Source organism: Streptomyces sp. NPDC004065, assembly GCF_044903565.1.
GTDB lineage: Bacteria > Actinomycetota > Actinomycetes > Streptomycetales > Streptomycetaceae > Streptomyces.
Map to the genome: position 1 here is coordinate 43348 of NZ_JBJDQT010000025.1, position 20034 is coordinate 63381.

The window sequence follows — 20034 nt, forward strand, 5'->3', positions numbered from 1 at the left end:
CTGTCGCCGGAGGTCAGCGGCGGCGCCCGGCCGGTGGAGTCGTGGGCGCGGGTGGGCTGGCGGTGTGGCGCGGTTGCGCGGCAGGCGGCACGGGCGCGGCGGGCTGGCTGCTGAAGGCGGGGGCGACGGCGTCGAGGGTCTTGGTGACCTGCTCGGCCTGGTCGTGGGCGTCCCGGAGCTGCTCGGCGACGCTGTCGGGGAGCCGGTCCCATTGGGCCTGGTACTGGTAGCGCTGGATGATCTCGGTGGCGTTGCGTAGCTGCTCGGCGAGCTGTTGCAGGATCGCGGTCTGCTGCTCGGGGGCGGTCGCGGTGTGAGTGGCCTGCAGGAGCGCGTCCAGGGCAGTGGGCAGCGGATCGTCGTCCGTGGGAAGGCCGTAGAGGCGGGCGTGCAGTGCTTGGGCGAAGACCGTCACGGGGCCGCCGCAGGAGCCGTGATCGTACTTGGCTGCCGCCTGTCGGCGGACGCTGAAACTGACGACCACGTCACGGGGAGCAGCGCCGGGGCGGATCTGGTCGGCAAGCGCGCAGGCGAGGTCATGCGCGCTCGGGGTGTCGGATGACGTGGCAAGACTCCAAGAGGGAAAGCGGTCAACGGCTGGAGTGCGAAGGTGTGTACCGCCGCGCGCCCTTGGCCGCGGCTCGACGATCGTTCACACCCCGACCCCCCGCGTGGGGTCAGCGGGTGCGACGGCGGGCCGCAGGCGTGGTCGGTGAGCCGGGGGCGGCAGCTGACGGGCGGCGGGGAGCGGGAGGGATGTCGGACGGCGTGGGGATGCCGAGGTCGACGCGGACACTGAGACCGTGGGTGTAGGCGTGGGTTTCGGCAGCTGTCACAGCGCCGAGCAGGCGGCGCTCGTCTAGTCCGTCCGGCGGCCGATAGGAAGAGCCGTTCGGGGTGAAGCCGTGCCGTTCCAAGAGGGAACGGGCGGCGGCGGTCCTGGCCGTCACCGCCACGGTGCCGTCACAGAAGTGGAAACGAATCTCCGGATCGGCGACGGGACTGCCGGGGCTCCAGCGGGTCGTCCAGCAGAGATCGATCAGGTCGTGGGTGTGGGCCAGGAGCCCGTACATGGCGACCCCGGCGCGATCGTGCGCGTCCTGGGCAGTGCCCGGGGGGAGCAGGTAGAGCGTGCGGCCGAGGTGCTCGCGGGCGAGGAACCCGGCCTCGGTCAGCAGCCGGTCGGCATCGTGGATGCGGCGGTTGATGATGACGAAGGTGTGCCCGTCGTCGGTGGACCCGATGAACACATCGGGGATGTCCAAAAGAGACACGGTGGTCCAGGGGATCGGGGAACGGGATCTGGTGGCTGTTTCAGCGGGCCCGGCGAGCCTGCACGTGGTGGTACCGCGCCTGCCGAGCGGGACGGCCGCGGCGATGACCGCGTCCAGCGCTGCTGACGGACGTCATGTCGTCGCGTTCGTGGGATGCATAGGTGCCGATGAGCGTGTCTTGTCAGGGCGCTTGCCACAGTGTGCGAGCGATCTGCGAGGTTCCGCGGTCCGTCCGCGGCCGGGACGGCGTGTGCCAGCCCGGCCTTGGAGGACGGTGGGCCAGGACGCGCCACCCCGCGCCGCGCAGCGAGGCTCCGCTCTCCCCTGCCTGCGTATAGGTGATCAGCCGCCGGTATCCGAGCGCTTTGGCCGCTCTCCAAGCAGCTCCGTAGAGCGAGGAGTTGGCGTTGCGTGTGCCGTCACTGGCGGTGCGGGTGACTTCGAGGGTGGTGCCGTCGTCCAAGTGGCGGGCGACAGGGCGGCCGACCACGGCCACGGCGCGCAGGATGTTGGGCTCGTCGGCGGCACCGAGGGAGAAGATCTGTCCGGCGGGCGGCGGGTGGTGCCGGTGCCAGAGGCGGACGAACTCCTTGGCGTCCCGAGAGCGGACGGGCACCAGGTGCAGGCGCGATTCGCTCACGCGGCGGGCCCGAAGTCGGACTGGACCGGTGCGTGCTTGGCGATGGCCCGGGCGGTGATCGCCTTGGATGCGCGGTCGGACGCCGCGGACAGTTCTGCCGCGCCGGGCTCTTGGTACCACGGGCGCAGGTCGAGCATGGCGGCGCGCAGACCGGTGGCGAAGCAGAGGGCCGTGCCCTTGGGCAGGGCGCGGATCTCGTCGGCGGGAAGGATCCGCTGCTGTCGCATCGACACCGAGGTCGACTTGCCGGACTCGGAGTGCGAGGTCGAGGTGGTCTCGACGTCGTGGTCGCCGATCAGGCGGGACAGCTTGTCCGCGAAGTCGGGGTCGTCGATACCGGAGCCGATGACCTTGACGGTAGAGGCGGACCACATGGCGTCCATGCCGGCGTCCCCCCAGACCTTCTGGCCCTGGCGGTAGGACTGCAGGATCGTGATCGGGATGATGCCGCGCGACCCGAGGTGCGAGTACAGGTCCGGAAGGTCCGAGATCTTGCACACGTTGGCGGCCTCGTCGAGGATCGCGAGCATGGGCGGGTCGAGGCGTCCTCCGGCGCGTTCGGCCTGGGCGGTCGCGGCCCGCATCACCGAGTCGGCGCACGCCGCGATCAGCGCCGAGGCTCCGCCTCCGCCGTCCTTGCTGAGCAGGAAGAGGGTGTCGGTGGAGGTGACGAACTCGGACGGCCTGAACTCGGGGACGTTCTTCTGCGGGGTGACCCAGGCGGCGATCTCGCTGTTGAGCAGCGCGGCGGCGTACTGGCGGGCGGTCTCGTAGATGCCGTCCCGGGTTTCCGGCGGTCCTTCCACGGTGCCCTTGAGCTGGGCGGCGACGGCGGTGAAGTCGTGGTCGCGGAGGATGTCGAGCGGGGTGCGGTCGGCGGGGAAGGCCAGCCACTGCATGACGTCGGTGATCGGCCGCTCGTCCAGGGCCGCGGCGAGGAAGAGCTGGGCGAGGATGTTGGATCCGGCCTTGGACCAGAAGTCGCCTTGCTGGGAGGCGTCCACGGAGGCGGCGAGGAAGTGGCCGGCCAGCCGCCCGGCGCCATCCAACGTTTTGGCGTCCGCCAAGGGGTTCCACCACATCTCGCGTGCGGCGTGCGCGATCTGCTGCGGGTCCATCGACCACACCCGTCCCACCGCGGCGCGGGCGTCGTAGGTGGCGGTGAACGCATCGCCGGCGGCCTTGTTCGAGGTCAGCAGGACCGGGCCGGGCGCGGCGAGGATGGAGGGGATCGCGAGCGAGGTGGTCTTGCCCGAGCGGGGCGCCATGATGGCGACGGCCACGTCCTCGTAGCCCATACGCACCTCGTGCTTGGTGTTCTGCAGGTTGCCGAGGAGGATGCCGGTGTCCCGGGCCTCGATGTGCTTGGCGTCCTTCAGGCTCGGGCGCAGGGAACGGGCCTTGTCGGTGATCGCCTTGGCCATCAGCGGTTCGATGTCCCGGGCCTTGGCCATGCCGGTGATCTTCTTCTTCCGGCCGCCGCTGCGGTTCTTGTGCCGGGCCCACAGGATGCCCGCTGTTGTCCCGAGGGCCAGGAGGAGGAGAACGGGAACGATGCGTGCCCCGATCAGCAGGGATGTTTCTCCCGCGTGGGGCCAGAGGCGCTGGGGGTGGAGCAGGGCGGTGGTCGGCTGGTACGGCGCCCAGCCGCCTCCGGTGAGGTAGGCGGTGATGTTGCCGGACAGCCAGGCGAGGTGGGACAGGGGGACGACGACGGCTGCGACTCCGATCAGGAGGCGCAGGACGATGTCGTACCCGTCGGTGGAACTGTTGGAGGAGGTGGGGGGCAAAGAGTTACGTGCCTTCCGGGCGGGGGCGGGGCATTCAGCGGCTGCGGCTGTTCCTGGCCGGCGGCGGGCCCGGCGGGCCTGGAGTTGCCGGCGGGACGTCGCTGAAGGCGGCGATGAGTTCGACCGGGGTGCGGGCGCCGAAGCTCGCGTACCAGGCGGGCCGGTCCGCCTCCGCCGCATGGTTGAGGGTCCACCACTGTCCGTCGGGGTCGGGTTCCAGGCGCAGGAGGGCCTTCTGGTTCGCGCTGGAGAGCAGGACGCGGGGCATCAGGGGGTCGTTGCCGTGGCTCCAGCCGCAGGCACGGTGCAGGGGGACGGTGATCCAGGCGGGGGCACCGCCGCCGACCAGGTGGCGCGGCGTGATGAAGTCGACCTCGACGGTCTCGGGAGTCGGGGGCGTGCTCACTTCCGTGCCGTAGCTCGCCGGTCGGGCGCGGTGGCCGGGGCCGGTGTCGGTGTGGGAGCCAGGGGTGAAGGGGCTTTACGGGCGGCCGTGTTGATCTCGCGGAGCGCCTTGCCGTGGGTGGCCCAGTCGTCGAGGTAGCTCCACGATTCGGCGTGATGTGCGGCGAGTGCGTCGTCGAAGTCCGGGGTGCCGGGCTTGGCGGTGGCGGGGAGGGCGTCGCGGGTGACCAGCCATTGCTCGTGCAGTTCGTCGAGTCGGTCGAATGCGTCGCGCAGGACGCCCAGCTGGTAGACCCAGCGGCTCTGCACGTTGGTCTCCGGCAGGTGGGCCAGTTGCGTTTCGGCCGTGGCCAGCAGGTGACGGACGCCGTACCGGAGCGGCTCGAATGCCTCGGCGGTGTCGGCGTCGCGCTGGCTCGCGCGCCTTCCGTAGGCGTGGTCGTCGTAGGGCCAGCCGTCGAGGTCGGTGTGCTCGTCGGAGTAGGCGTCCCAGGCGTCGAGGATCTTCTTGCTGTCGCTCACGTAATGGTCGAGGTGACGGAGGAGGGCGCGGTGGGCACGGGGATCGGCGGAAATGAGAAAGGGGTCCTGTCGGTTCAGCGGCGGGCGGCCGGCTGGGCGGTGTGGGCCTGCGCCGGGGGCGTCGCGGGTTTCGTCTGCTGGCGCCGCGTGGAGCGTGCCCGGGCACGGAGCGACGCGATACGGGCGCTGTGGGCGTCGACCACCTGCTGCGGGCGCAGCGGGCTGGGCTCCTGCACGGCGCTGTAGTGGCCGGTGCGGTCCCACATGCCGCGTTGGAGCGGGCTGCGGTCGGCCAACGCGGTGAGGAACGATCCGACGTGGTGGGCGGGGACGTCCTCGTCGAAGTAGGCGTGCCAGATGCGCGGGCCGGGGAACTGCCCGTCGCCGAGCTCGCAGGTCTCAACGTGCCAGGACGACCGGCCACTGAATTCGCTCAACGGGCGCAGTTCGATGTGGCACATGGAGTCCGGCGAGCGCGCCGTACCGTCCGAGTCGCGGTGCCAGCCCGCCGAGGTCACCGGCTGCCACGGGTCTGGCTGTTGTGGCGGCGGGGCGATGAGGGCGTCGGTGAAGCCGGCGAGGACCTCGGCGGGCACGAGTTCACCGAACTCGGCGTACCAGCCGGGCTCGGTGTCGGTGGGCTCGGCTCGCAGCCGCCACCACGCAGAGGTGGCGGACTGCGGGTCGAACTGGAGGCTGTGGCGGAGGTCGGGACTGCGCAGGACGATCTCGGCACTCAACGGGTCGGAGACGGCGCTCCATCCGGCGGCGGCCAGGCCGTGGGTGACGTGGCGGGCATCCCCGGGGCCGGCGAGGTGGCGGGGGCTGGTGTCGAAGGGGATCCGCCAGGCGTGCTTGTCGGCGAACTCGGCGAGCTGCCGTTCGCTCAGCGGCACCGGCCGCACCCCGGCTCGCTCGAGGCGGCGCTGACGATCACCTTGCGCAGCTCGTCCAGGACGTAGTGGAGCATGTACTGGTCGGTCTGCACCCACGCTGCGGCACGCAGCTCGGTGACCAGATCGCTGATCTTCTCGCTGCGCGGTGTGTTCGGGTGGCTCTGTACGGCGCGGGCGAGGGCGCGCAGGGTGTCGCCGAGCTGGATGGGCAGGCCGGTGTATTCGTCGAGGAGGGGCTCGACGAGAGCGAGCGCCTCCTTGGGGTCGGGGTTCTCGCGCAGGTATTCGGTGAGGCGGCACAGGGTGTCGGTCGCGGCGCGGATGGTGTCCGGGGTGAGTGCGGGCATCGGGCTCCTCGGGGTGGTGGGTGTCGTGGTCAGCGGCGGGTTCGTGTGCCGTCGGCGGCGGCGTGGGCGCGGGCGGTGGTGCGCGGTCTGGTGCTTCGGGCGCTGTTGCGGGCCCAGGTGGCGGCTCGGGCGGCCGTGATGCGGGCCTGTTGCCAGGCGCTGAGTTGGGAGGGCTTGACGGATACCGACCAGGTGCGGATCTGCGCGCTGTGGGGTACGCGTCCGCGCGGGCGCATCACGGGGTCGGGGCTGGCGAGTTCGGTGGAGAAGGCTTGCACGAGGTGCATCGGGGTGTTCGGCGTGAAGTGGGCCGTCCAGCCGTTGCCTTGCTTGTCCTGCGCTCCGCTCCACCACATCGCCGCCCCGTCGGGGTTCTGGCGGTACTGCATCCAGGCGGTGCCATCGGGGCTGGTCGCGACGTAGTGTTCGCCCTCGAAACGCGTGTGCCAGTTCTGCTCCTGCAGTGGAGCCCAGACGTTGGGGGCGTGTGCGGAGCGGGGACGGGTGAGGGCGTCGGTCAGGCCGGCGACGATCTCTACCGGGGCCTGACGGCCCAGGTGCGCCGACCACTCGCCGCTGGCCCCGTCTGCCCGGCCGTGGATGGTCCAGCCGCCGGGAAGGACGTAAGGGTCGTAGGCGACGCGGACGGTCCGGTCCGGGCTCTCCATGAACAAGGGGCCGCCGGTCTTGGACTTGTCCCGCCAGCCCGAGGCGCGCAGGAACTCCGAGACGTGCCGGACGTCGCCGCCGCCTGCCAGGGCACGGGGCTGGACGAGGTAGTGCTGCTCGGCCTGCTCGCCGGGCCCCCAGCCCTGCCACTGCTTCTTCTTCACCGGCGCCGCCGGACCACGAGCGGTGCGGGCACTGGGCGCTTCGCCGCGGTGGTGGCGGGCTGGGTGCTGACGTGCGCCAGGGCGTCCTTGTGTTCGTCCAGGTCGAGGGTGATGTCGTGTAGTTCGTTCGAGGCACGGCCCAGAGCGAGCCACACCTCCGCGGGGAGCGCGCCGCGCTCTGCCTGGTCCTTGGCGAACACGCTTCCGGTGGCGACGAGGTGAGTGACGCCGCCGAGGACTCCGGCGTCCGGGTCGAGAACGCGGGCGATGATCTGCGCGGCCTGGGGTGGGGGAAGCTGCGAGAGGTGGTCGGCGAGCTGGCCGAGCTGGCGGGTGATCTCGTCGGCCAGTCTCACCGGATAGGGGGCGGGGTGGGACATGCTCCTCCGGGGCGGTGAACGGTCAGTGGTGGTGGCGCTGCCCGACGCGCTGTGACTCGGTGAGGACGCCCTCCGGGCGGGCGCCGGTCAGCGGGGAGGTGTGGTCGGGACCGGTCGGTATGCAAGCGCGCAGATAGCGGCGGAACAGGGCTGTGGCGAGCCGGGGCTTGAGCCGGTTGCTGATCGGTGGGGGTGTGCGGGGTGCTACGGGTTTCTCCGGGAGTCGGGCGGTGTGCTGGGCGGCCCCGGCGTGGTGCCGGGGCCGTTCGGGCGTCTTACGGGGTACGGCGGGCCGGTGCGGAGTGCGACGGGGAGCCGTCCGGTGCCGGTTGCTGCGCTGCGGGACGGGCCGCTCTGGTGCGGAGGCCGTGCATGGCCAGCCGGCAGGCGGCTTCGTCGAAGACGCCGGGCGTGCACTTGACGTCATGACCGGTCAGGAGCAGGGCGGGGATGCCCAGGTCGGCCTCCGCCTGGTTCATCGAGTCCTGGCGGTTGGCGTACGGGTGCCGGACGGGGTCGGCGGCATGGATGCCGGGGCTGAGGTAGGCGCGGTCCGTCCGGCGGGGTGCTGGAGGGCGGTACCGATGCCGAGCGCGTCGAGGCGCGGGCCGATCTCGCGCAGGGCGCGGGCCTGGACCTGGGTGTCGTCACCCCCCAGGCGGTAGATGCCGCTCTGCGGGTCCTGGATGAAGCCGTGGGCGACGAGGATCGTGCCGGCCCGGTCGTCGGCGGGGGCGGTGGCGACGCTGCCGTCCGGCTGCCAGGTCAGGACGATCCGGTCCGGCTGGGAGGGCTGGATGCCACCCAGGGCGTTGTGCCGGACCTGTGTGAGCGCACGGTCGTAGCGGGCGAGCAGATCGCCAGCGACCTGCTCGGCACTCAGGAACGGGTCGTCTGCCAGGGCGACGCCGTTGGGCTCAGGGACAGCCCGGTACGCCTCGTCGGGCAGGGCGCGCGGGGCGACCGCGGCGAGAAGGAAGCCGTCGCGTCCGTCGTGCCGGTCCAGGAGGACGAGCTGGGCGCCGTCGGGGCGGCTGAGGACGGCTGCCTGCGTCAGCGGGTGCTCGCCGAGGGAGGCGGCGACCAGGTCCAGGTCCCAGATCCGGTCGGCGAGTTCGGCGAGGTCGTCTTTGGCATCGGCTGTCAGGTGCGTGCTGGTCCAGGTATCGGGGAGTTCACCGGCGAGGACGTCGGCGTACGAGGCGAGGTGCTCGGAGGTGTCGTGGTCGTGCATGGTGTCCTTGGGCAGTTGCAGGGGCTCAGCGGCGCAGGCGGGTGGCACCGACGGGCGGCGGTGCCGGGGCCGGCAGTGCACGCGGCGGGGGTGGGCAGGCGCACACGGCGGAGCGTTCGGGCTCGTGGTCGGGCACCTGCTCGGCGCAGGGGCGGCGGCCGGGGTGAGGGGCGTGCCGGTCGGCCAGCCGTTCGCGGGTGTACGCGAGGTCGGAGTGGATGACGCGGACGTATTCGTCGGCGAGGTAGCGCAGGCGCCGGGCGGTGTGCGGATCGGTCGCGTTGCCGAGTCCGTCGAAGAACTCCGCCAGAGCGCCGAGGGTTTCCTCCAACCCGGCGAGGATGCCGTCGTGGGGCGCGGTGAGTGCGGTGAGGATGTCGGCTGCCTCGGCGGTGTCGGTGGCTTCGCGCAGGCGTTCGGCGAGGTGGGAGACCGAGGTACCGAGCGTGGGATAGCGCGCGGGGCGGGCGTCGGTGTCGAAAGGTTCGTCGCAGTCGACGTGGTACCCGGCAGCCCGCAGGCGCGCTACGGCATCGGTGGCGAGACGGGACTCGTCGTCCTCGGTGAGGCCGGCGGGGGCGCGGTGGTAGGTCTCGTGGAGGCGGACGACCGCGATGAATCCCGCGCGCTGGAGAATGCTGCGTGCCTCCAAGTCGTCGCCGCGCGCGAGGAGTTCGCTGGAGCTCGAGTCGCGGCGGATGTCCATGAAGCGGCCGGTATGGGGCAAGAAGGCGTTGCTCCTACGGAGATCTGTGGGCGGTGTGCCGGGCTACGGGCGGTGCGGCGGCGATCCGGGACCGGCGGACCAGGTGGGCCGCGGTGGTGTCCAGGTCCTGCTGGATCGCGTGGAGCCGGCGGGCGATCAGCTCCAGACCGTGTGCTGCTTCGGTGCTGGCGGCTCCGGGCTGGCGGGCGATGCGGTGAGCGGTGTGCTCGATCAGTCCGCGGACCGTGGCCAGCGGGCCGGCCTGCTCGTCGGCGAGCTGCGTAAGGACGCTCGCGAACTGCGCGGATGCGGTGGGCGCCGTACGGACAGCGGGGCGTGTCGCGGGTCCGGTGCGGGCGGGGATCAAGTTGAGGTCCTGTTCGATGCGGCGTGCCTCGTCCGCAAGGCGCCGCAGTATGTCTGAGGGCGGGGTGCGCCAGGTGCCGTCGAGGTGGATCAGGTTGGCGATCAGGTCCAGGCGCCCGGGCTGTGCCTGGACGGCGATCCACCGCCAGCCGTGCTCTGCGGCGCCGGGTATCTCGATACCGGCGGCTCGCGCGAACCGGTGAGCGGTTTCGGCCCACTCGGGACCGGTCAGCTCCCGGTCGTCCGGGTGGAGGCGGATGTCGAGATGGAGGATCGCCCGTCGGTCGTCGTCCGCACTGGCAGTGAACGGATGCTCCAGGTAGGGATCTTCGAGGTGCTCGGCCCACTGAGCGGATGTCCAGGTTCTCTGCTCGTCGTTGGGGGTGTAGTAGTCCAGGTCCGGCCAGTGGGCGACGATGGTGTACTCCGTCAGACCCTCGTTCGGGGAAAGGGGCCGCCCGAGTGCCTCGGCGAGCGGGTCGCGCGGCGAGTGGGTCCGCGCGTGCAGGCGGGGGATCATGACGGCACCCCGCTCGACGTGCGGGTGGGCGGCCGGTGCTGATGAAGGTCGCGGGCTGTGCAGAGCAGGGAGCGCTCGCGGACCAGGTCGGCGTGCACCGAGGTGTCCCCCGGCGGGAGACAGTCGATCGCCCTGTCGATGGCGCCCAGCCCTTCGTCGTACCGGCCCAGCCGGCGCAGGGCACCCGCCACGCGGAAGAGGACGATCGGGTCGCTGCCGGTGGCGAGGGCCGGTCGGGAGCTGAGGGCCAGGAGACGCTCCGCGCCCTGGTCCAGGTCCTGGCCGAGCCACAGCCCGTGCAGCAGGACGTGCAGGGTCTTGGTGTGCTGCCCGGCCTCCGCGAGGACCTCGTCCATGACCGCCAGGCCCTCCGGGCGGGACTGGCCCAGCAGCGCGAAGGCGTACAAGGCCCGGGTGTAGCAGTCCAGCGGCTGACGCGCGGTTTCCGCGAGTTGTTCGACGAGGCGTTGGAGGGTGGGGCAGCGGAAGTCGAACCGCAGGGCGCTCAGGTACAGATGAGCCAAGGTGCGGGCGGTGATCGGGTCAAGGCCCATTGCGGTGACGTCCTGCGGGGACAGCAGGGCCAGGACGCTGTGGCCGGCCGACCGTGCCGCCCAGGCAGCATCCGCGCACACCTCGGCCGAAGTTCTCCAGTCGGCCTCGATGTCGCGGAGGTCTTCGGCCAGGCGAAGCGGCCAGGAAGAATCGACCGGAGATGCGGTGGCTCGGGCCCTGGCTCTGTCGAGCGCGGCGGAACGGCCGGGACGGTGCGTGGGGGAAGTCATCGGCCACTCCGGATGTCCGCGATGTGCACGAGCTGGCCCAGGGCGGTGGTGGTGTACCAGCCGCAGTCGATCAGCTCGTCGCGGTCGGCGAACCGCGTAAAGAGGGCATCCTCCATGGCGCGCAGGTAGATCAGGCAGTCCGGGCAGCGGCGCGAGAGGTGCACGAGGTAGCGGGGGTGGGCGGTGACGTAGGACTGGGCGCCGCCGGTCGCATCACGCAGCCGCCAGCCGTGCTCGTCGGTCGGGGTGTGCCAGGACGGGGCCACGACGCGCATCGCATCGCCCCACAGTTCTCCGCCGGCCATCCCCTTCAGGACGACGACAGTGTCACCGGCCTGGAAGTGGGCGTGGGTGATGTCTCGATCGGGGGTGAGCGGGTCGGGCGTCGGTGCGAACGCCGAGGTGGGCGGAAGCTGGGACATGAGTTCCTTCCACGCAAGTGCTGGCGGGGTGGGAGCATCAATAGTCCGGAGGAACGCCGGTTTGGCTAACCGGCGTTATCCGGCTATGTTGCCCAGCCGTCAGTGGAACGGGTTCTCCGTCCCGCGGTCCGCCTCACTGGCTGCGTCGAGGAGTTCGAGCAGGTCAGTGCCTTCGGCGTCGCGCTGGTCGATCCACCATCCGGCACGGGTGATGGCGCGGGCCTTCTCCTCCAGCTCCGCCCAGTCCGCCTCGTCCCACGTGCCCTCGATGACGAGCGCGGTGTGCGCGGATGTCATCAGCTGGTGGCGGGAGCGTTCGCCCCAGTCCAGGGCCTTGGCCGGGCCCTCCAACTGCGGCATGTCGAACTGCTTCGCCCACGCGAGGGCTGCCTCCTGCTCCTCGGCCCGCTTGGCCGCGAGCCACTCCTCCTTGGACCCGGTGTCGGCGTCGCGCGCCGCCTTCCAGCAGTCGGTGCAGTCCTTCGACGCGAGCCAGCGGGCGAAGCCTGCCCGCTTGTCGGCAGGGCGATTGGACAGGTCATGATCCACGCGGTGGGAGCAGGCGTGCTCCACGGTCCAGTGCGTACGAACAGCCATAATTCGATCTCCTCAAAGGGGTTGCAAGGTGGGGGTTGCGCCCTGATCAGGGCGTCTTATGCCGGCCTCGGAGCAGGCACCGGCGCCAGCCGCACCGCGACTGCCCGCAGGGCCCAGACGTCGGCGCGCGGCGAGAAGGACGGTGAGAGCGAAGGCCGCGCCGGTGCCAGGGAGCGCCGGGTCGGCGAGCGGCTGCTTGGCGAGATGTCCGGCGAGGGCGGTGCGGCGGGCGGGACGCTTGGCCAGGAGCACGGCCACCAGTGCCTGCAACGAGGCTTCGCGCGTGAAGACCAGGTAAGTGGGAGTCGCTGCAGATCGGCGCTTGGGCTCCCCCGAGGTCACCAACTTGTCTGTGTGTCAGTGGGGTTGGCTACTATGGACGTGGTCGACGAGATCCTTGAAAGGCATGGTGCATCGGTGATGATGGCCAACCGCTACGGCGCTCCATCCGAGGAGCGATAGGCGCGCCTGGCCGGCGCTTCCCTATCGCGACGCCCGCTGGGCGGCGACGCTGTGACGTGAATCCAGCGCAGGATGCACCCTGCCCTGATTCAGGTGACGGCGCTCCGACGGAGTATGGGAGGGCCCTACTTGTCTGCCACCACTTCTACCTGTGACCACCGCGTGTATCACGTTGTCGTCGTTGCGCTGGTATCCGTCATCGCTGGGCTGGTTGCGGGGATCGGCTCCGCTGTTCTGGGGCAGCCTGCCCTCACCGCCGTCGCTTCTGGCGGGGCCGTCCTTGCCTTCACCTACGGCGCCGGCATGACCGCCGTGTCACATGTGAGTAAGCGTCAGTAGTAGCCGCTGCTCCGGGGCGGCTGGCATGGCCGCCCCTAGGCCGTGGGCGCTCAAGACAGCTCACGATCGTGCTCGTATTTTGCGAGGGCAAGGTTGATCGCGTACTGCTCCATGGGCTCGTGTTCGTCAAGACCAGGTGGGACATGGGCTTAGCGGTGTCGGGCGGTGGTGCTGGCGCGGGGTGGCGGCGTGGGCGGTGTGGTGTCCACGGCGGGGCGCGGACGGGTGCGCAGCACGGGGGTGCGGTGCGGGGGCAGGACGGCGACGGTCGCGCCGAGGTCCTCGGCCGCCTCTTCGACTTCGCGGGTGAGGAACTCGATCTGCCGGCTCAGCGCTGCCAGGCGGGCGGCGATCTGGCGGCACTGCACGGTCTCCAGGGCGCTGGCGAACTGGCCGCTGGTCTCCAGGAGTTCCTGCAGGCGGACCATCGGGCCGGCGTCATAGCCGCGCTGGACAGCGCTGAGAAGCGCATTGGAGGCGTCACCGGCACTGTGGCCTTCGACGACATCACGGATGAGGTCCTGCAGAGACACCTCCGGAACCGGTGCCGGGCGGTTGAACCGGGAGACGTCCGCGCGCAGCACGCCGGGCGGAACCGGAGCGGGCAGCACCTTGCCCGCCTCGTACTCGTGGGCGTAGTGCCCGACAACCTGCCAGCCCGGTGCGTCCGGGTCGCCGCGCAGCGCGACCACCGTCGAGTCGTCATCCTCGACCAAATAGGCGAGGGTGATCGGCTGCCCGTCGGCGGCGTACCACGACTCGGTCAGCTCCAGCTCGCCGCGCCTTTGCGCGGCCTGGGCCTTCTTGGTCCACATTTGCTGTTCCTCGTCGGTCAGCGGAGCTTTGTGGTGCTGGCCGCCCTGCTGGTCGGCGAGGTTGCTGGCGATGGAGCCGTGGTCCGCCCAGGCGGCCAGGTGCGGCCACAGGGCCGCGTGCTGAGCGCGCGCGGCCGGGGAACCGGGGGCGGCTGGCCGGTCGAGCGCCCGGCGGATCTCGGCGGCCGAAACGGCCAGGCCGTCCAGGACGGCCCGCCACCCGGCCAGGTGCCGAGTGGGTGGCAGCTCATCGAGCACCAGGCGGGCGGCATCGAGGAGAGCCTCGGCGTGCGGGGCGAGGTGGGCGGCGTACGCCTCCACCGCGGCCTTGTCGCGGTGGGCTCGCGCGGCTGCCGCGGCGCCCGCGTGGACGGTACGGCCGTAACGGTCGCGTGTCATGTCGAGCGCGGCCTCGGTCTCGCGGTCGATGACCGCCATCCGCAAACGGAAGTCACGTGGCCCGTTGGCCGGTTCGGGAGCGGTCGGCAAGGGGCCGTCGGGGGCCGGACGGCTCGCGGGTGTCATCGGGACCGCCCGCCGGTCGCGGCCGTCAGGTGGACGGTCGGAGCGTAGGTGGGCTTCGGCGGGATCGGCCGGGCCGCTGGCGGGGAGGTGGTGGGCGGTGTAGAGCGCTGCGTCGTCCGGCCGGCGGCGGCCTGGGCGAGACGGCTGCGGCGCTCCCGCAGGCCGTTCGGCCGGGCGGGGTGTGCCGGGCCGGCCGAGAGGGACGAGTCAAGGCGGATGTCGGCCTGCACGGTGTAGCCGTGGCGGCGCAGGTCGTGGACGGCTTGGCGGGTGCGGCGGACTCCGTCGCGCTCGGGCTCGCTGAGCCGGTACAGGCCGGGTTCTCCGGGAACGGGCTCGAACTGCTCGCGCTCCAGGTACCAGTGGGCGAGGTGCGCGGGCATAGACGCGGTGAAGGAGGCGACGAAGCCGTGTTCCTCGTGGTCGCCGAAGGCGAAGTGGGTGCCGGGTTGCAAGGGGGCGGTGTTCTCCTCGGGGCGTGGGGCGTGGGGCGTGGGGCGGAAGGGTCAGGGGCCGCGGTGCGCGGGCCGGGCCGTGGTGAAGGGGCGGGCCGGCGCGGCGACGGGCAGGGCCGGGCGGCGGTGGGGTGCGCTGATGCGGGCCTGACGCAAGAACGTTTCGCCGTCAGTGAGCCAGGTCTCGATGGCCGACCACGCGCGTGCTCGGCGCTCCTGCTCCGGCACGAAACCGCCGTGGACGATCTCGTCGACCAGGGTCTCGGCATCGATCACGGCGTCGGCCAGACGGGAGAGGGCCGCGGCGTCGTCGGGCCACGGGCTGCTCGCGGGTCGGCACCGGTCGAGCAGCGCCGGGGCGTGGTCGACGACGGTCAGGAAACGGCGCCAGGCGTGGTCGAGGAACAACTCCGTCGCGGCGCCGCGAGCGGCGGCGCTCAGCGGGGTGGCGTCGCTGTAGCGGCCGGAGGCGTTCATGGCCTGCCAGGTGTCGTGCTCGCAGCGGATGTCCCCGAGCACGGCGGCGATGGCCGCCGTCTGGCGGGCGTGGACGGCCTGCTCGTAGGCGGGGAGGTACCGGCCGGTGAGCGCCTGGGCAGCCCGGCCGGCAAATGGCGGCAGGACGATGCTGCGCGGGGCGTGGGGATCGCCGTAGCCCCCTTCCAGTCCCTCGGGCGAGAAGGCTCCGACCAGGTAGTCGAGTTGACGGCCGGGACGTTCGATGAACAGCAGCGCGGTGCCCTGCACCGCGTCGGTGAGGAGCGCGGCGTAGGGGATTCGCTCGGTCTGGACGGCGCGGCCGAGTTCGCCGCTGTCCCAGATCCAGGGGACGAGGTCTTCCTGCCAGTCGGGGTGCGAGTAGATCTCGACCGAGGCGTGCCAATGGCCGGGCAGGAGGCGCGCGAGGTCGCGGGCGGCGTCGCCGATGAACCGGCGGCTGCTCGTGTGCACGCTGGTGCGGTGCCGCTTCGCGCACGTGATCAGGTCGACCACGGTGGTCTGGGTGCCGTCCGCGGGCAGGTGCCAGACGCCCTCGTCGTCCCGCTGGAAGCCGCTCTCCGCGAGGGCGGTGTGCGCCCAGGGGTACTGCTCGCCCGAGGCGATGGCGACGATCCCGGACTCCCGGCTGTGCGACAGGATGATCTGCGCCTCAGCCACGGGCCAGGTCCTCGTCACCGCACAGGACGGAGCGAAGGCTGCGGCCGTACGCCCAGGCGTGCTCACGGGCAGCCGCCTCCAGCTGGTCGTATCCGACCTGGGCTGTCATCTGCCCGTTCCACTTGCGGTACCGGTACACGGGGACCGGCAGTAGGATCCCGGGCGCGAGAGCGGTCACGCCGAGGGCCGCGCAGTAGTCCTCACCCTGGACGAGGCCGCCCATCGGCGCGGCGCGCACGAGGTCGGTGCGGGCGAGGATCGTGGTCGGTCCGATGGGGATGGTGTCCGCCGACGACTTCCAGTACGTCCACACGTCACCGGCCTCGTGCCGGCCGGGCGGCGTGGGGCAGCGCCACACGGTGGTCGAGCCGTCGGGGTGCTGGTCCTCGCTCCAGCCGGCACACCAGCCGACTCCGGTGGACTCCAGGGTGTTCAGCCGTAGAGCCATCGCATCGTCGGTGAACTCATCATCGTCGTCCGCCCAGTTGGTGTACGGGGTGCGTACGTGGTTCAGGGCCAGGTTGCGGGCGCAGGCGGCGCCGACCGGCCGGGGCAGCGACAGGGTGCGAACGCGGGCATCTTGTGCGAGCGGGGCCGGCAGGCGGTCGGGTGAGGCACCGTCGAGTGCGATCACGGCCTCCCACGGCACGGACTGCCGGGTCAGGCTCGAGTGCATGGCGGTCAGGTAGTCGAGCCGGTCTTCGCGCAGGCGGCTGGCGATGACGACGGTGATCAAGGGCGTGGTGCGCGGGGGCAGGGAAGGCTCCGGGAAGACGAGGGAAAGCTAGCGGCGGGCGGTGGGGCGCGAGGGGCCGGCCTTCGCCGGGGCTGCGGCAGGAGCGCTCGGAGTCGGCGTGCTGCGCGATGCCCGGATAGCGGGCGGGAAGTCGCGGGAGGACCAGGCCGCCGGGTGGTCGTTGAAGGCGGTGCGCGGGTCGATGGCCCAGCTCACGATGGGGCCGATGTCCTCGTGCAGGAGGCTGATCACCTCGACGCCCTCCTTGTGCAGGACGTACCCCCACTCCATGTCCTGCGCATCGGCGGTCTCGTCGGTGACCGACATGCGTACCGGCGGCGAGCCGTCCGGGGTGACCAGGTGGTCGAGGGTTCGGCTGGGCCAGTGCTCGCCGCCGGTCAGCGCGGTCACGAGTGCGGGCGGGGCATCGTCGAGGAGATCGGTGCCGAGTTCGTCCCAGCCGACGGCGACGTCGTCGATGAGGTGCCGGCACATGGCCTCGATGTCGCGTCCGAACTTGTACTGGTAAGCGGCCAAGAGCAGGGGGAGGTGGTGGCTGGGCACGCCGTCGAGCTGGACGTGGATGCCGGTGTAGCCCGTGCCGACGGTGGGGCGGGCGATGAAGGAGCGAGTGGACAGGGAGATCTCCGCAGCGAGCAGGGGGCGGAAAATGTTCAGCGGCTATCAAGGTGGCGCGCGGGTGCGTCTACACGCGCTCCGACCAGGACGGGACCGGCGGGCCGGAGGCGTCGGTGCGGGCGCACGTGTAGCCGATCAGGCGGGACGGTGCGGCCTGCGGGGGGACGGTGGCGGCGTCGTTGCACACGAACGTGTACGTGATCGAGGTGCGGGGCACGTCATGGAGCCAGGCCCGGTCCTCCTTGCCGGGGTTGATCTGCAGGCCGGAGTGCGCGACGGCGTCGGTCTGGGTGTGCGTGTGGGAGAAGAGGAGCAGCGCGCCGCCGTCGGCGGTCTTGAGGGCGTAGGCGTCCCTGTAGCGGTTGTCAGCGCCGGCGAAGACCGTGGTGCCCTGGTCCCCGTAGCGGGTGCCGGTCTTGTCGTGGACCTCGATCTGCCGCTTGCTCGCCGTGGTCGGCTTGAAGACCTTCGTCCCCGTGTGCGTGCCGCCGGTGGCGAAATTGTCGAGCACCGCGGTGCGCAGCAGGTTCGCGTCGGCGGCAAGGTGCTTGTTGCCGTCGGCGGCAACGGCCGTCGCGTACCCGTCGTGGTCGAGGGCGATGTCCGGCAGTTTCGGGCTGTCGAGGTCGACGACGGAGACCATCTCCCAGCGCTTGTGCTGGGGTCGTTCGGCGAACACCGCCAGACGCGAGGGGGCCTTGCCCTTGTCGTCCGAGAGCGCGGCGGCGAACCAGCGGTCCTGTCCGGCGGCCAGGCGCGGGATGTACAGCTTGGTGCTGGCGGTGTCGTAGGACCAGGGCTTGTAGGGCGTGCGGTCGGCCGCGGGAAGTCCCTCGGTCTCGGCGTAGTCCGAGACGGACATGGCGTACAGCGGGCCGTCCTCGATGGTGCCGAGCAGGGCGCGGTTGCGATCGGCGTTGGCCTCGTTGTTGATCTGCGAGTAGTGGGTGATGACGGCGCGGGCCTGGGCGGCGCTGAGGGCAGGCGCCGGCTGCGGCGCGCTGCTGGCGCTGGGCGTCTGCTTGGCGACGGCAGCATCGTTGTCGGTGGCACAACCGGTGAGCGCCAGGGCGAGGCAGGCGGCGCCGACGAACAGCGGCAGGGTGCGGCGGGCGATGCGGATGGAGACTCCAAGGATCTAGGGGCAGGGGGGTCAGCGCGTACGGCGGGGCGGGGACGCGGCCTTCGCTGAGGCCGGCGGAAGGGCGGCGCTGGTGGTGGGCGCCGAGTGGCGCAGGTTCACGCCGATGCCCTTGGCCGTGAGTTGCTGGACCACGGCGTGGACGCGAAGGGCGCGACCGGTGTCCCCGTAGGCGGTGGGCAGGAGGAACGCTGCTTGGTGCGGGTGGTACTGGAAGCCGTGGGTGTACAGGGTCATGCGGGCATCCACCGGCACGCTCTCGTACGGTGCGCCGAGGGCGCCGTCGCTGTAGAGGGTCAGCGTGAGGATCTGGTCGACCTGTGGCGGTTGGGGCCGGTGCGGTGGCTGGGGCTGGTGCGCCGCGTTGTTGAGGACGGCGTGCAGGGCTTCTCCGTAGCGGGGCAGCAGCCGCCGGGCGACTCGTGCTGCCGCGCGTGCGGGGTCCTTGGGAACGGCGATGCCGTGGGGTTCCTCGACTCCGGCGAAGTGGTGGGGCTTGATGTGCGTGCTGTCGGGTGTGAGCGGGGCGACGACGAACTGGTGCAGATAGCGGGGGCGGTCGGCCACGTACAGCCTCTGGTCGGCCGGCCCGTGGAGCACGGCGTCGTGGGTGAGGACGTACTGGCTGACGACATAGTCGACGTGACCGGTGTCCCAGAGCTGCTCGGTACGGGGGAACTGGTCCGCGTACTGCGCGTGGCACTGGTACTCGCTGGTCCAGGTGCCGGGCAGGCGCGCGGCAAGGCCGGCGGCGAAGGCGGCCAGGTCGGTGCGGGGTGAGGTCATGTGTTCCTGGAGGGAAGCGATGGTCCGGGTCAGCGCGCGTTCCGCGGCTGCGCCGGCGGGAGCACTCGCGGGGGAAGGGACGGTGTACGGGCCGGGCTGGAGGGCAGTCGCGGCGCCGACGCGAGCGGGGTAAGGGCCCGCATCCGGTCCTCGGCCACGTGCAGGACCTCTGCGAGGTTGCGGATCTCGGCGGCGGCGTCGGCGAGGTCGTAGGACAGGTCGAAGCCGTCGTCCTCCTCCGCTTCCTTGGCCTTCTCCCCGGCTGCTTCGAAGAACTCGCCGAGTTGCGCCAGCAGGCCGTCGGTGGGCTCCAGGATCTGGTGCAGCAGGGCAGCGGCATCCGCATGCGACTCGGCTCCATTGAGCCGGTCGGTCAGAGCGCGCAGCGCGTCGCCGTAGACGTAGATGGGAGCGTCGTCGGGTGTGCCGGGGACGTCACGGGCCTGGGGCGGGGGCGTCGGCTGGGCTGAGTGCACGTGTGGGCTTTCGCCGGGCAAGACGGGGTGCGGCAGCAGTCCGAGCTGGGTCAGGCGGTGGTTGATCGTCTCGATCAGGGGCTGGGCGCTGCCGCCGTAGCCGGCTTCGGGCCGCTGGGGAGCACCGGGGTCGTCGGAGGGGGCCGAGTCGTAGAGGACCTCGAACAGTGACGGGTCGTCGGGGTGCTCACGCGTCGCGATCCAGCCCTCGGGGTCTCCGGGCGGGCGCTCGGAGAACGGCTCCTGCGGCGGACCGATGATCAGGTAACTGTCGTCGGGGAGCGAGACGCGCACGATGTAGGCGCTGAGGCCGAACTCGATGTCGCACTGCAGGCCGCGCGCCCGCAGCGGCGTGGTGATGTGCGCGTGGCGACGCCACAGCTCCTGCCACCACGGGGTGTCCACGTTGCGGTGGTCGGGAAGCGGTGCGAGCGAGGCGACGCGGCGGGAGTCTGGGGTGCTCGCTTCGTCAGCGGCCACGGTTCCTCCCGCGGGAGGAGGCGGGCGATCGGTGCGGTGGAGGCGTCCGTCCAGCGGGGGTGACTCCCGGCTGCGACTCCTGGCTGAAGCCGAGTTCGTACTCGTCGTGGGTGGCGATCAGGTCGTGTTCCATCTGGGCTTCCTGGTCGGCGACCTGTGCCATGAGGTCGTCGAGTTCGGCTCGGCGTTGTTGGTATTCGGCCCATTCGGCGGGGTTCAGGTGAGGGGGACGTTTCAAGAGGACTCCGTGTGCAGGCGGTGGCGGTGCCGTGTCGATCAACAGTGGTGGTCCCTCGCAATCGCGT

25 protein-coding genes and 1 pseudogene are annotated in these 20034 nt (G+C 71.5%); all 26 read right to left on the reverse strand.

Features of this window, described 5'->3' with window-relative positions:
* Positions 1–13: 13 nt before the first annotated feature.
* Positions 14–415, reverse strand: a complete 402-nt coding sequence (locus ACI2LW_RS24295; protein ID WP_365602308.1) for a hypothetical protein — start codon at positions 413–415, stop codon at positions 14–16.
* A gap of 262 nt (positions 416–677) precedes the next feature.
* On the reverse strand, positions 678–1274 hold the full coding sequence (locus ACI2LW_RS24300) for a hypothetical protein (protein ID WP_061915769.1): 597 nt from the start codon (positions 1272–1274) through the stop codon (positions 678–680).
* Positions 1275–1455: 181 nt separating this feature from the next.
* Positions 1456–1914, reverse strand: coding sequence for an XF1762 family protein (locus ACI2LW_RS24305; RefSeq protein ID WP_404733333.1), 459 nt, complete (start codon positions 1912–1914; stop codon positions 1456–1458).
* Entirely contained in the window at positions 1911–3704 is a 1794-nt protein-coding gene (locus ACI2LW_RS24310; protein ID WP_383318671.1) for a type IV secretory system conjugative DNA transfer family protein, read from the reverse strand. Before ACI2LW_RS24310 ends, ACI2LW_RS24305 begins: the two co-directional genes overlap by 4 nt.
* Positions 3705–3762: 58 nt before the next feature.
* A pseudogene (locus ACI2LW_RS24315) lies at positions 3763–4110 on the reverse strand (DUF317 domain-containing protein); the annotation flags it as partial.
* On the reverse strand, positions 4107–4631 hold the full coding sequence (locus tag ACI2LW_RS24320; protein WP_404733334.1) for a hypothetical protein: 525 nt from the start codon (positions 4629–4631) through the stop codon (positions 4107–4109). The pseudogene ACI2LW_RS24315 and the gene ACI2LW_RS24320, both read right to left, overlap by 4 nt.
* A gap of 74 nt (positions 4632–4705) precedes the next feature.
* On the reverse strand, positions 4706–5527 hold the full coding sequence (locus ACI2LW_RS24325; RefSeq protein WP_404733335.1) for a DUF317 domain-containing protein: 822 nt from the start codon (positions 5525–5527) through the stop codon (positions 4706–4708).
* The gene (locus ACI2LW_RS24330; protein ID WP_389579177.1) at positions 5518–5874 is read right to left on the reverse strand and encodes a hypothetical protein; all 357 of its coding nucleotides are present in this window, start codon (positions 5872–5874) and stop codon (positions 5518–5520) included. The genes ACI2LW_RS24325 and ACI2LW_RS24330 overlap by 10 nt, the downstream gene beginning before the upstream one ends.
* 29 nt (positions 5875–5903) lie before the next feature.
* Positions 5904–6707, reverse strand: a complete 804-nt coding sequence (locus ACI2LW_RS24335; RefSeq protein ID WP_390655100.1) for a DUF317 domain-containing protein — start codon at positions 6705–6707, stop codon at positions 5904–5906.
* The gene (locus ACI2LW_RS24340; RefSeq protein WP_382103170.1) at positions 6704–7087 is read right to left on the reverse strand and encodes a hypothetical protein; all 384 of its coding nucleotides are present in this window, start codon (positions 7085–7087) and stop codon (positions 6704–6706) included. Before ACI2LW_RS24340 ends, ACI2LW_RS24335 begins: the two co-directional genes overlap by 4 nt.
* Positions 7088–7362: 275 nt before the next feature.
* Complete coding sequence (locus ACI2LW_RS24345; RefSeq protein WP_365154886.1) at positions 7363–7566, reverse strand: hypothetical protein; 204 nt, start codon at positions 7564–7566, stop codon at positions 7363–7365.
* Positions 7563–8321 carry a hypothetical protein gene (locus tag ACI2LW_RS24350; RefSeq protein ID WP_061916690.1) on the reverse strand — a complete coding sequence of 253 codons (759 nt, stop codon included), beginning with the start codon at positions 8319–8321 and terminating at the stop codon, positions 7563–7565. The genes ACI2LW_RS24345 and ACI2LW_RS24350 overlap by 4 nt, the downstream gene beginning before the upstream one ends.
* A gap of 25 nt (positions 8322–8346) precedes the next feature.
* On the reverse strand, positions 8347–9027 hold the full coding sequence (locus ACI2LW_RS24355; RefSeq protein WP_404733394.1) for a hypothetical protein: 681 nt from the start codon (positions 9025–9027) through the stop codon (positions 8347–8349).
* A gap of 34 nt (positions 9028–9061) precedes the next feature.
* Positions 9062–9913, reverse strand: a complete 852-nt coding sequence (locus tag ACI2LW_RS24360; RefSeq protein WP_404733336.1) for a relaxase/mobilization nuclease — start codon at positions 9911–9913, stop codon at positions 9062–9064.
* Positions 9910–10698: a hypothetical protein gene (locus tag ACI2LW_RS24365; protein WP_404733337.1), complete on the reverse strand. Its 789-nt coding sequence runs from the start codon at positions 10696–10698 to the stop codon at positions 9910–9912. The genes ACI2LW_RS24360 and ACI2LW_RS24365 overlap by 4 nt, the downstream gene beginning before the upstream one ends.
* Complete coding sequence (locus tag ACI2LW_RS24370; RefSeq protein WP_404733338.1) at positions 10695–11120, reverse strand: hypothetical protein; 426 nt, start codon at positions 11118–11120, stop codon at positions 10695–10697. The genes ACI2LW_RS24365 and ACI2LW_RS24370 overlap by 4 nt, the downstream gene beginning before the upstream one ends.
* 99 nt (positions 11121–11219) lie before the next feature.
* Positions 11220–11717: a hypothetical protein gene (locus ACI2LW_RS24375; RefSeq protein WP_208611265.1), complete on the reverse strand. Its 498-nt coding sequence runs from the start codon at positions 11715–11717 to the stop codon at positions 11220–11222.
* Between the two features lie 950 nt (positions 11718–12667).
* Positions 12668–13858: a hypothetical protein gene (locus ACI2LW_RS24380; RefSeq protein ID WP_404733339.1), complete on the reverse strand. Its 1191-nt coding sequence runs from the start codon at positions 13856–13858 to the stop codon at positions 12668–12670.
* Complete coding sequence (locus tag ACI2LW_RS24385; protein WP_404733340.1) at positions 13855–14313, reverse strand: hypothetical protein; 459 nt, start codon at positions 14311–14313, stop codon at positions 13855–13857. The genes ACI2LW_RS24380 and ACI2LW_RS24385 overlap by 4 nt, the downstream gene beginning before the upstream one ends.
* A gap of 51 nt (positions 14314–14364) precedes the next feature.
* Positions 14365–15471, reverse strand: coding sequence for a hypothetical protein (locus ACI2LW_RS24390; RefSeq protein ID WP_404733341.1), 1107 nt, complete (start codon positions 15469–15471; stop codon positions 14365–14367).
* Entirely contained in the window at positions 15464–16207 is a 744-nt protein-coding gene (locus ACI2LW_RS24395; RefSeq protein ID WP_404733342.1) for a glycosyltransferase, read from the reverse strand. Before ACI2LW_RS24395 ends, ACI2LW_RS24390 begins: the two co-directional genes overlap by 8 nt.
* Before the next feature lie 48 nt (positions 16208–16255).
* Positions 16256–16771 carry a hypothetical protein gene (locus ACI2LW_RS24400; RefSeq protein WP_404733343.1) on the reverse strand — a complete coding sequence of 172 codons (516 nt, stop codon included), beginning with the start codon at positions 16769–16771 and terminating at the stop codon, positions 16256–16258.
* Positions 16772–16913: 142 nt separating this feature from the next.
* Entirely contained in the window at positions 16914–17708 is a 795-nt protein-coding gene (locus tag ACI2LW_RS24405; RefSeq protein ID WP_404733344.1) for a hypothetical protein, read from the reverse strand.
* 291 nt (positions 17709–17999) lie between these two features.
* A complete protein-coding gene (locus tag ACI2LW_RS24410) occupies positions 18000–18773 on the reverse strand; it encodes a hypothetical protein (protein ID WP_404733345.1) in 774 nt (257 codons plus the stop codon).
* 29 nt (positions 18774–18802) lie between these two features.
* Positions 18803–19729, reverse strand: coding sequence for a hypothetical protein (locus ACI2LW_RS24415; protein WP_404733346.1), 927 nt, complete (start codon positions 19727–19729; stop codon positions 18803–18805).
* Entirely contained in the window at positions 19719–19967 is a 249-nt protein-coding gene (locus tag ACI2LW_RS24420; RefSeq protein WP_404733347.1) for a hypothetical protein, read from the reverse strand. Before ACI2LW_RS24420 ends, ACI2LW_RS24415 begins: the two co-directional genes overlap by 11 nt.
* Positions 19968–20034 lie beyond the last annotated feature (67 nt).